At 41.6% G+C, this 11,004-nt stretch carries 8 protein-coding genes and 3 pseudogenes; 4 read left to right on the top strand and 7 right to left on the bottom strand.

From position 1 onward, the window contains the following. Positions 1-298 precede the first annotated feature (298 nt). The 3 genes and pseudogenes from JV16_RS14410 to csaA form a co-directional block, all read right to left on the bottom strand. Positions 299-655: pseudogene (locus tag JV16_RS14410) on the bottom strand (Y-family DNA polymerase); the annotation flags it as partial. Between the two features lie 13 nt (positions 656-668). Next, the gene (gene chrA, locus JV16_RS14405; RefSeq protein ID WP_042536417.1) at positions 669-1,838 is read right to left on the bottom strand and encodes a chromate efflux transporter; all 1,170 of its coding nucleotides are present in this window, start codon (positions 1,836-1,838) and stop codon (positions 669-671) included. A gap of 146 nt (positions 1,839-1,984) precedes the next feature. Beyond that, positions 1,985-2,313: pseudogene (csaA, locus tag JV16_RS14400) on the bottom strand (chaperone CsaA). Between the two features lie 129 nt (positions 2,314-2,442). Here csaA and JV16_RS14395 point away from each other — a divergent pair. Next, positions 2,443-4,527: a DNA topoisomerase III gene (locus JV16_RS14395; RefSeq protein ID WP_042536416.1), complete on the top strand. Its 2,085-nt coding sequence runs from the start codon at positions 2,443-2,445 to the stop codon at positions 4,525-4,527. 23 nt (positions 4,528-4,550) lie between these two features. On the opposite strand, the pseudogene JV16_RS14390 reads toward JV16_RS14395, so the two are convergent. Further along, positions 4,551-5,375, bottom strand: a pseudogene (locus JV16_RS14390) (FAD-dependent oxidoreductase); the annotation flags it as partial. 1,024 nt (positions 5,376-6,399) lie between these two features. Further along, complete coding sequence (locus JV16_RS14380) at positions 6,400-7,104, bottom strand: phosphodiester glycosidase family protein (protein ID WP_042536415.1); 705 nt, start codon at positions 7,102-7,104, stop codon at positions 6,400-6,402. A 215-nt stretch (positions 7,105-7,319) separates the two neighbouring features. Here JV16_RS14380 and JV16_RS14375 point away from each other — a divergent pair, with 215 nt between their 5' ends. The 3 genes from JV16_RS14375 to JV16_RS14365 are packed head-to-tail and all read left to right on the top strand — an operon-like array spanning position 7,320 to position 9,561. Beyond that, entirely contained in the window at positions 7,320-7,850 is a 531-nt protein-coding gene (locus JV16_RS14375; RefSeq protein ID WP_042536414.1) for a helix-turn-helix domain-containing protein, read from the top strand. Positions 7,851-7,876: 26 nt separating this feature from the next. Next, positions 7,877-8,380: an IS630 family transposase gene (locus tag JV16_RS14370; RefSeq protein ID WP_244463840.1), complete on the top strand. Its 504-nt coding sequence runs from the start codon at positions 7,877-7,879 to the stop codon at positions 8,378-8,380. Between the two features lie 47 nt (positions 8,381-8,427). Continuing rightward, a complete protein-coding gene (locus JV16_RS14365) occupies positions 8,428-9,561 on the top strand; it encodes an IS4 family transposase (RefSeq protein ID WP_042536413.1) in 1,134 nt (377 codons plus the stop codon). Positions 9,562-9,680: 119 nt separating this feature from the next. Here the strand turns inward: JV16_RS14365 and JV16_RS15440 are convergent, their stop codons facing one another. Both JV16_RS15440 and JV16_RS14360 read right to left on the bottom strand, forming a co-directional pair. Then, on the bottom strand, positions 9,681-9,833 hold the full coding sequence (locus JV16_RS15440; RefSeq protein ID WP_080730353.1) for a YvrJ family protein: 153 nt from the start codon (positions 9,831-9,833) through the stop codon (positions 9,681-9,683). Next, on the bottom strand, positions 9,830-10,366 hold the full coding sequence (locus JV16_RS14360; RefSeq protein WP_042536412.1) for a sigma-70 family RNA polymerase sigma factor: 537 nt from the start codon (positions 10,364-10,366) through the stop codon (positions 9,830-9,832). The genes JV16_RS15440 and JV16_RS14360 overlap by 4 nt, the downstream gene beginning before the upstream one ends. Between the last annotated feature and the right edge of the window lie 638 nt (positions 10,367-11,004).

Genomic DNA, 11,004 nt, shown 5'->3' with positions numbered 1-11,004 from the left:
ATCACGACAGATCTGGATGAAACTGACGCGAAGGAGTGGCTATAGCGAGCCCCTACTGAACGTCTATCAGAAATGGAGAGAGGCAAGATAACGAACGAATGTTCGAGCACTGATGTCCAACGTCACTCCCTGGGCTTTTTTGTCTATTTTTTTGGTTCGTATACCTAAAAAAGAGATTTGTTCCATTTTCGGAAATAGAGATGACATAGGTCATAAGCATAAAAAGGGTTTTATGGATTATCAATCCATCAAAATTACAACAAAATCAAAGTCGATTTCAATTCATCACGGATTCAGGTGGATGTACCGATGCCATTTCTGTAACATCTAAATAGCCTTCATCGATAGAGGCCCGCTCAAGTAGCGGAGAAACGCGCTGTAAACGTTCAAACACTTGTTGACTGATTGCGCGGTAAAGCGAAAAGTTCGGTTTTCGCACAATAAGAGACGGGCACTTTTTCTTCGCTTCCCATAGCGGCATTGTCGTATAAATGCCAAGCTGCCTTGCGAGATAATTTGCTGCTAGCACAATCCCCCTTCGTTCTTTCGGATCGCCTGCAACAACAACAGGCTTCCCTTTTAACGACGGGTCATACGCCTCTTCGCAACTAGCAAAAAACGAATTACAGTCGATATGAAAAATAATGCGTCCCATTTCGATTCCCCTTCTAGATAAACGCGCCAATGATAGCGGAGACGATAACAACAAGCAAAGGCGGACATTTCCAAATCGCTAGTAAACAAAACGCCGCTAATGCAAGGCAAAAATCCGCCGGGGTTTGAATGGCTTTTGTCCATACTGGATGATACAGCGCCGCAAGCAAAATGCCTACCACCGCCGCGTGAATGCCATGGAATGCCGCTTGAAACCGTGCATGCTGACGAATCCATTCCCAAAACGGAAGCGTCCCGATGACTAATAGAAAAGACGGGAGAAAAATCGCAATCGTTGCGACAATTGCCCCTTTCCATCCGAAGCTTACCATCCCTAAATATGTAGCAAACGTAAACAACGGTCCCGGTACTGCCTGCGCCATTCCGTATCCCGTTAAAAATTGTTCGTTTGTTACCCATCCTTTCGTCACTACTTGCGCTTGTAATAAAGGAAGTACTACATGTCCTCCACCAAAAACAAGCGCCCCTGCGCGATAAAAGCTGTCAAAAAGCGCGACAAGCGGAGAACTCGTCAATTGTGCGACAAGCGGAAGCAGCCCAAGCAGTATAAAAAATATAAGTAAAAAGCTCACTTTTTTTCCTGAAGAAATAGAAATCGACGAAACCGCTGTGGGCGAATGGCTCCGATACAAAAGGCTTCCTAACATCCCAGCAACAATAATGATAACAACTTGTCCTCCAGCGTTTGGAAACAAAAAAGACAAAATAGCCGCCGCAACGGCAATCGTCGCACGCGAACGATCGGAAGCAAACGCCCTTGCCATTCCCCATACGGCATGAGCAACCACCGCTACCGCTACGACGAGCAATCCATGCAGCCAATCGATAGCAATCCCTTTGGAAAAATAGGCAAACAATAAAAGAATCAATGCCGACGGAAGCGTAAATCCTATCCATGCCGCAATCGCCCCGAGCATCCCTGCTTGCAAAAATCCAATGCCAATCCCGACTTGACTGCTCGCCGGTCCAGGAAGTAGCTGACATAACGCAACTAAATCAGCATATGTTTTCTCATCCATCCATTGTTTCCTTTTCACATACTCTTCACGAAAATACCCTAAGTGAGCGACAGGCCCACCGAAAGAAACCAATCCTAACCGCGCCGCTGTTTTCCATACTTCCCAAATCGGGTGTTTCTGGACGATGTATTTTTCAGGATTCAAACTAGCCCCCCCTTCTTAATAAACCTCAACAACTTTTAATAAATCGTTCCGACCACATTCCCTAACTATACAGCCCCCGTTTTTTGTACATAAAGATAATTACGAAGGTTGTCTCCTTCTTCTCGATGTTCTTGCTGGTGTAATAATTACCCCACCACCGTTCCGTTTTTCACAGGTGCGTCCGGTTGTAAAAGCACGACATCGTCTTCTTCCGGAATGCCGCCGAGGACCAATACTTCGGAGGAAAAGCCGGCGATGCGCCGCGGCGGAAAATTGACGACGGCGACGACTTGCCGCCCGATTAACTGTTCCGGTTCGTAGCGCCGCGTAATTTGTGCGGAGGAGCGTTTCACGCCAAGTTCGCCAAAATCAATTTCTAATTTGATTGCCGGTTTGCGCGCTTCCGGAAACGGTTCTGCTTTTACAACTGTACCGATGCGAATCTCTAGTTTAAAAAATCTTCAATCGTTGCCATATACATCCCCACTTCATCCTATTTTTCCTATTTTATCACACTTCTTAACTCGTTTGAAATATGAAAGGTGCAAAACTCCCCCCTTTCCGCTATACTGAACAAGTAGTCTTGTGGCTAGGAGGAAAACGAATGAAATCACTAGTTCTTGCCGAAAAGCCGAGTGTGGCACGAGAAATTGCCCGCGTACTTGGCTGTCGGGAACAACATAAACATTACTTGGAAGGACCGAACTATATTGTCACATGGGCGCTTGGGCATTTAATTGAATTGAAGATGCCAGAGCATTATAACCCAGCATATAAAACGTGGCGGCTAGAAGATTTGCCGATTATTCCGGAAAAAACGGGACTGAACATCATTCGACAAACGAGCCATCAGTTTCGCGCTATCGAAACACTAGCAAAACGCCCAGACATTAAAAACTGCATCATCGCCACCGACGCCGGACGGGAAGGCGAACTCGTTGCACGGTGGATTTTGCAAAAAATTCGTTGGAAAAAACCGTTCCTTCGCCTTTGGATTTCGTCCCAAACCGACCAAGCGATTCGCGATGGGTTTCAACATTTAAAACCGGGGAAACAGTTTGATCGGTTATATGAATCGGCGGTGTGCCGGGCAGAAGCGGATTGGTTGATTGGATTAAATGTGACGAGAGCGTTAACGACCAAATACAATGAACCGCTTTCCGCAGGCCGCGTCCAAACACCGACGCTTGCGATGATCATCGAGCGGGAAAAAGAAATTCAGTCGTTTCAACCGGTGCCATATTGGACGATTCATGCCAACGTCGGGTCTGTTCCTGCTGTTTGGGAGCGTAACGGGGAAAAACGAATTTTTTCGAAAGAACTAGCGGAACAGCTATATGAAACACTAAAAAACAAGCAAGCAACGGTTATTTCTGTTGAACGAAAAACAAAAAAAGAGCAGCAGCCGCTCCCTTACGACTTAACGGAACTGCAGCGGGACGCAAACAAACGATTTGGCTTTTCTGCGAAAAAAACGTTAAGCGTGCTACAACGGCTCTATGAACAGCATAAACTCGTCACGTATCCGCGCACCGACTCGCGCTACTTAACGACCGATATGGAAAACACGATGCTTGAGCGGCTAGAGGCGATGAAATCTGGATACGGAGACGAAATGGCTTCGCTTTTAAAACATAAAGGGAAAGTGATGGCTCAGCGGGTATTTGATAATAAAAAAGTAACCGATCATCACGCGATTATCCCGACGGAAGAGCGGCTGGATGTCGGCAAGCTTTCTGCCGATGAACGAAAACTATATGATTTAATCGCTCGTCGCTTTTTAGCACTTTTCTATCCAGCGTGCGAATATGAAACCGTTCAAGCTGTTTTTGAAATCGACGGCGAAACGTTTATCGCACGCGAAACGCGAGTAGTGAACGCCGGGTTTCGATGCATTCTAGAAAAGCAAGAAGAGAAAATGACTTTCCCTATTTTTAAGAAAGGCCAAACGGTTTCTGTTAGGCTAGAGAAAAAAGAAACGCTAACAGAACCGCCTCTTCGCTGTTCCGAAGCCGACTTGTTGTCACAAATGGAAAAATACGGACTCGGTACGCCAGCGACGCGGGCTGACATTATTGAACGCCTTATCGAAACGGAAACGGTCGAGCGAAAAAACGGGCGGTTTTATCCGACACCGAAAGGAAAACAATTAATTGAACTCGTGAACGAGGAATTAAAATCGCCACAGTTGACCGCAAAGTGGGAAAAAGAATTAGAAGCAATTGCCCGCGGGAATGGTGATCCGAAAACGTTCCTCCAAAACATCCGCAAGCAAACGGAGCGGTTAGTGGCGGAAATCAAACAAAGCGATCGAACGTATCGCGCCCATAATTTAACTGGCTCGATGTGCCCAGAATGCGGGTCGTTTTTAAAAGAACGGGCAACAAAAGAAGGACGTCTGCTTGTATGCGCGAATATGGCCTGCCGATTCCGAAAACGAAAAGATCCAAAACTTTCGCATCGTCGCTGCCCACAATGCAAAAAACGGATGGAAATTCATGAAGGAAAAGCAGGTATCTACTTTCAATGCCGCCCTTGCAATGTTATTGAAAAAGCAGAAGAACAGAAAAAAACAAAACTTGGCCAAAAAGAACGGGCACTACTGAGAAAATATAGTGCCGAGAATGATTCGTTTGGTACAAGCTTAGGAGATTTGTTAAAACAAGCGTTAGATAAGAAAAAAAACTAGAGCCGCTTCTGCATGGAAGTGGCTCATCCTGCGCAACAAGATAATTTTTCGACATCTTGGTCGAACGTTAACGCCGCTAGTTTTAATCCTTCTGCCATCGTTAAGTACGGCGCGAGCGTTTCGCGAAGGTCGTCTATCGTTAAGCCGAGTTTGACCGCGAGTGTCGCTGCATAAATGACTTCTCCCGCATGTTCTGCTACAATGTGGACTCCTAGCAATTTCCCTGTTTTTGCATCTGCCACTAGTTTAAAGACACCGATCGTTTCGTGATTGACAATTGCTCTCGGGACAGCTTCTAACGGCAAAACAGATGTTTTTACTTCGTATCCTTTTTCTTTTGCTTGCTGTTCCGTTAGTCCAACCGTTGCGACCGCCGGAGAACTAAATGTAACCGCTGGGATGGTGTCAAGCTGAGCTTTTTTATTTTGGGCACCAACGGCGTTTGCTGCGGCAATCGTTCCTTCGTATGCGGCGACATAAACAAATTGTGGGCCGAGTGTGACATCTCCCGCTGCGTAAATGCGCGGATTTGTCGTTTGTAAATAGTCATTAACAATAATTTCGCCACGCGAACCCGTTTTCACCCCAGCCGCTTCTAAACGTAACGCTGCAGTATTCGGTGTTCTCCCAGTGGCAATCAGCAATTCGTCCGCTTCGATCACCTGTTTTTTTCCATCGACTTCTATATATATTTTTTTGACGTTTCCGTCTTGTTCGACGCGTTCAAAGGACGCTCCTGTGAGGAGGTGGATGCCTTGAGTCGTGAGCGCTTTTGTCATCGCCTCTGAAACTTCTGGCTCATATGTTTTTAATAGTCGTTGGCTCCGTTGCATCAATGTGACTTCAGAACGGGGTCCTACCAACAAAAAGCGCAAAACATACGCTAAGCAAATTTCGACATAAAAAAAGCCGATTGTTCCTACGCTAAGGAATCATCGGCTTTATTACAGACTGAGGCAATATAATCTTTTTCAATAAGAGATCCTACCGACAAAACACAAATATTATACATTAAGGAATTTATTGAGACGAAAAATAGAGTAAAAAGTCACTTTTTGAATACTTGATAACGAGAAGGCATTAAAATTAATTAATCTTATTTGAATAACCTATGCCTTTTAATTCATTAGAACGCCTTAAGGCGTTCTTGTTGCATTCATGGCAACGATCTGTTGTAGAATTCGTGTAGGGAGACTCGATTTTAAGAATAATACGTTGTTCACATGTCCTTAATGTAAAAACCTTATCAAATCAAGGTTTTTTTAGTCCTAAGTATAGATAAATGCCGTTTGTCGGCAGGACCCTAGTTTTTTCCTAAAAAATCTGAACGTTTTTATAAAACAAAAAAGGACAACTCTAATCGGTCATCCTTCTCTGATATATATTTTGTTAAACACTTTTAGAATTCGACTGAAACAAAGATAGAACTGCAAATAGTGGGAAAATTAGATACAAAGACTTTAATTCAAAATTTTTTAATACCCAAATATCAACGCAACCTATTAAAATTAAACCTACAATATTAAATAAAACAAATGATATTAATTTATTATCAATTTTCTTAGTTATATAAATATTAATAGGTACTACAAAAGCAATAGTAAATAAATAGATTGTTAAAAAGATCATTGTAAACATCATTAGATTTTCAAACATCGTAAAGTGAAGTAACTCCGATTTCAAAGTTCCCTCAATGAATTGAACGCTTAACGTAGTAACTAAAGCTACTATTATCGGCAATAAAAGTATCATTACTTTATAACTTTTTTTCATTTAAGCTACCTCGATTAGTTTTTATAAACCAGTCTAGACTGGTTTATAAAAATAATTATAGAAAAAATTATATAAAATCTCAACCTTATACCCTTTCTATTAACCGAAATGGTCACTTCCATAGACACGAATCATATTTCCGATATAACGATTTTCAGTGTCGCAGCCATAATATTTAACAACTCCACCAACTGGAACACGCATTTTACTCGAACAAGAACCATCCAACACAATTGAATTTACAGGGTTAAATCCCATCTGTGTCATATGATTTTTAAGTACAGGAATATTTACATTTCTGTCATGGGTAACAATCATATAAGCTTTCCCTTTCGCATTATCCCACGCTAAAACAGTACGATTCAAAGCAACATAATAAGCTGTAGAACCCCAACTATCTAAATTATAGTCATTCCCACCTATTACAGCTTTAACATAACCTGCTGGATAATTACCCAAAGCTTCATTTAAATTTTTTACATATCGATAGTCAGCTCTATATCGCCCATCCTGCCAATAAGAAATAAATGTTTTACGAGAAATCTGATTTGATGAAGTCCCATTGTATTGATATTGTTTTGTATCACCCTTCCAAAAGCTAATAGATTTCAATGATGTTGGAGGACTAGTGTAACTACCTTCAAAGAAACCACCATTAATACCAATATGCGGTACATCAATAAGTCGTTTATTAATAATTTCTGGTTTTGCATTCTCAATTTCAGTTGTAATTACAGCGTAATTGTATTTAACATTAGGATTCCCTACATCAGTAACAGTTTTCATAGAAAATGAATAAGACATAATAACACTCCTTTAATTTTAAGTTTGCAGGCGTGTTGATTAACCAATAATATCCATAAAAAACATAGAAAAAAGAGCACCTTTCCTGTAGAATGTAAGTAACAACACAAACAAATCTATATACATGCACTTTAAAGTAATGACTTCTGTATGAACACCCTTTTCCATGGCTATACTGCTCCTAAATACTCATGTGTAAAAGGAGCGGAAATGACATGAAACGTCTTAAAATTACAAATGATCACGGTTGGACGCCTCGAACACTTCGGAAACAAGAACGGAAAATCAAAGATGCTTCGCTTCGCGTTCGGGTGACCGCTGTTCGTCTCGTCATGGAAGGTCATCTTGGCAAAGATGTGGCCAAAATGGTCAATCTGTGCCGTCAATCTGTTGCCCTCTACGTTGCACGTTTTAATGAAGGAGGGCTCGATCATCTACTCGATCGTCGGTTGCCGCCTGGTCGCGTGCCATTTCTGACGGAAGAACAACAACAAGAAATTAGACAACTCGTGTTAACTACTACACCTGCGGATGCTGGCTGGGGCATTGCTTCATCATGGAACACGCGTATTTTACAATCCTACATCCAACATACCTATGGCGTTTCGATGTCACGTGAAGGCATTCGTAAGTTATTGCATCGTCTTCGTTTGTCATGGACACGTCCGACGTATAAGCTTGTGAAAGGGAATCCAGAACATCAAGCTGCTTTTCAAAAGGAACTCGAATTTATAAAAAAAAACTAATCACCGAGAACGTCACTATGTTTTATGTGGACGAAACGCATGTTCGTGCGTATCAAGCGCTTCGTACGACATGGGCAGAAGTAGGAAATCAAAAACAAGTGCCAAGCTATGGTCACCACGCCCACGTTTCTATTTTTGGCGCCGTCGATGTTCAACAAGGCGATGTAGTGTTTCATCGTGCATCATCCGCCAATGCCGAAACCTTCCTCTACTTTCTGCGCCGATTGAAAGAGAAATATGCCGATCGATTCCTCGTGCTTGTGTTAGACAATTCGCGTATTCATCATGCCAAGATGGTACAAGCCTTTCTTGATGGCGAGGAAGGCGATGCTTTTCATTTCATCTTTTTGCCACCGTATTCCCCACAGTTGAACCCGATTGAACGGCTGTGGAAGTGGTTGAAAGATGAAGTGATTGCCAACGTTTTTCACAAGGATCAAAACGATATTGCCCAATCCATTACTCGTTTTGAACAGTACGTTCTACAACACCCGGATGAGGTGTTGCGTCGCATCGGGTGTACTGCGTAAATCAGAGGTTAAAATGTCAATTTGGATGTATATAGGAGGTGCTCTCTATGCACAAGTATACCACACTCCCAAATTTGATGCAAAAAATTGTTTCTGATGAAGATCTCCAGTCGATTACCGAAGCCGTTGGCTACCATGACACTTCGCGGACGTTTACGGTGCGCACGTTGGTTGATTTTTTTCTGCTGGCGGCACTTCACGAATGGAAAAGTTTCCGTCATGGTGCCGATGTGGCGAAAATGTACGGATTGCCGACATTTCATTACTCGACGGTTTCTAAGAAAGCGAAAGAAGTTCCGTACGAGGTGATGAAGCGCTTATTTGCTTTGGTTGTTTCTAAGTGCAATCGCCAAACCCGCCGTTCGCTTCGCTTTCCAAAAGCATTGCGTATAGTAGACTCCACGACCGTCACCGTGGGGAAAAACCGCCTGACATGGGCACCCTATCATGGGGAACGATCCGGAGTGAAAATGCACGTCGCGTATTCCCCTGAGCAACAAATGCCGAGCGACATCGTAGAAACCGTAGGGTTGCGCCACGATGGACCGGTGGGAGAGCGGCTCACAGACGTACAAACGGTTCTTGTCGAAGATCGAGCGTACTTTAAAATTGAACGCCTCGATCGGTTTGTCGAACAGAAGCAACCGTTTGTGATTCGGATGAAAGACAATGTCGAGATCCATCAAAAAAAGAGCCTAAAGCGCCTTTCTTCCTCCTCTTCTTCTATTGTGGCGGATTTTACTTGCCAGTTAGGAACGAAACAATGTCGTTCCAAAAAGCGCCATCGCGTCGTGATCTTTCAGGATGCGAACGGGCATGAAATCCGTGTGGTCACGAACGTCTTAGAGGCATCGGCGGAAAAGATTGCCGAGATGTATCAAGAACGTTGGACAGTGGAAGTGTTTTTCCGATGGATCAAGCAATATCTAAACGTTCCGACCTTATTTGGCACCAACGAGCATGCGGTATACAACCAACTTTTTGCGGCATTTATCGCTTATGTGTTACTGAGATGGCTATATCATCGAACGGAAAAACGGACAACCTCGTCCCTTACCTTTCTTTCGTTTGTCCGTCGTTTTTTCTCTGGGCAACTTCCTCTCGAATGGAAATCCGAGATGGCAGCTGTCTTATTTGAGTATGCCCGAATATATGGGAGTAGTATGCCTAATTTTGGATAATCAACAGCCGTGTTTCTATAATTTTATTTTTTTCTTCCATTCTTAATTCAAAATTTCCTTGAACTTTACTCACCATTTTACCACCGACCTTACTTTGACTTCTATTCCTTGCTCCTGCTTCATTTAATTCTGCTAACATTGTCCGAAAGGACATCGATTGACTCTCTCAGCTTATCTATTTTTCCTTCAAATCGTATTAATAAATAAATCGTAATTGCTACTGGAAACCCGAAATTACCTATGACTTGTACCCATTCAAGCCCTTCTATCATTTCATCACCTCCCTTAATTTATTAATAGCTGTTCTATGTACCTTAGAAATCGCTTGTTGAGTTACTCCTAACTGACTCGCAGCGTCTTTTTCGCTTAATTCCTTTATATACAACAGATATAAGATTTTTTTTTGCTTACAAGTGAGGTTATTAATTGCGTGATGTAACCTAATATTTTCGAAAATTTCTTCTAACTTCGTATCCCACATTTCCTCATAAGTTCGAATATTCTTTTCATCTATTAAAAAATCTCTTAGAGTAGTACCATCATCAAGATTCTTATCGATTGATATATTTATTTGTTCTTTACTTCTAACTTTTTGGTCAAACCTTTTAGCTTCGTAATAAATAGCCTTTTTCAAATAAGCTCTCACCATTAATTGTCTCTCGAACTTCTTATATGCTTCATTTAATTCTATTGCATTTTTTTCACTAGGTTCGCACACATATTTTAGATAAATAATGTTATTTTTTTCATTTTCTAGAAACCTAATAAAATTTTGACTTTCTATGACGTTTTTATTAATTTTCACTCATAAAACCTCGCATTTTATCAAAATTTTTAGAACGTATGTTCTTTTTTGCTTCAAAAAAACTGTCTCTTTTATACAGGGAATTTTTAACAGCTTTTTACAACCTTTTATTTAAATAAATTATATCACTAGTGTGGAAAATATTTACGATTAGACCCTGTGTGACGACGATATTTCGTTTTATTAAGGAATGGCTTTTCCTTCACTTTCGTATCCAGATATACGCCGGTTTCCAGACAATTCCGTTTTTGGGAATGCTCCAAAACTCATCAATTAATGAACATGTAATTATAAAACTAGTTTTCTACCTTTCTGTATTCAATAATTGTTCATAAACCCTCATTAGCATTGCATAAATATAGTTAGAATTTTCTGTTAATTATTTTTTGTGAATTTGTGCCAAAAAGACAAAACCTAAAGAAAGGCGGCACTGTCCATTTGGTAAATATATACAGTTAAATCAGAGCGACAACGACAAAAGGGAGATTATGGACTGGCTCGCCCATCAAATTTTCGCAACCAAACATAAGCTGGTTTCCACAGAGCTCTCTTTAACCAACGAGTAATTCGAAGTAGGGATTTCTTACTTTTCATCTCCAATTGAATGAGAACATGTAAGCAATACGTGATAAGGGCTA

The organism is Anoxybacillus ayderensis, from assembly GCF_000833605.1.
Lineage (GTDB): Bacteria > Bacillota > Bacilli > Bacillales > Anoxybacillaceae > Anoxybacillus > Anoxybacillus ayderensis.
The sequence above is the reverse complement of the archived record's forward strand: the minus strand, read 5'-3'. Positions and strand labels throughout refer to the sequence as shown.

What these genes read in the sequence shown, in the direction of transcription:
- JV16_RS14395 (WP_042536416.1), top strand. Translation starts at nt 2,443, where the DNA reads ATGAAATCACTAGTTCTTGCCGAAAAGCCGAGTGTGGCACGAGAAATT.
- JV16_RS15440 (WP_080730353.1), bottom strand. Translation starts at nt 9,833, where the DNA reads ATGATAGAAGGGCTTGAATGGGTACAAGTCATAGGTAATTTCGGGTTT.
- JV16_RS14365 (WP_042536413.1), top strand. Translation starts at nt 8,428, where the DNA reads ATGCACAAGTATACCACACTCCCAAATTTGATGCAAAAAATTGTTTCT.
- JV16_RS14380 (WP_042536415.1), bottom strand. Translation starts at nt 7,104, where the DNA reads ATGTCTTATTCATTTTCTATGAAAACTGTTACTGATGTAGGGAATCCT.
- JV16_RS14375 (WP_042536414.1), top strand. Translation starts at nt 7,320, where the DNA reads ATGAAACGTCTTAAAATTACAAATGATCACGGTTGGACGCCTCGAACA.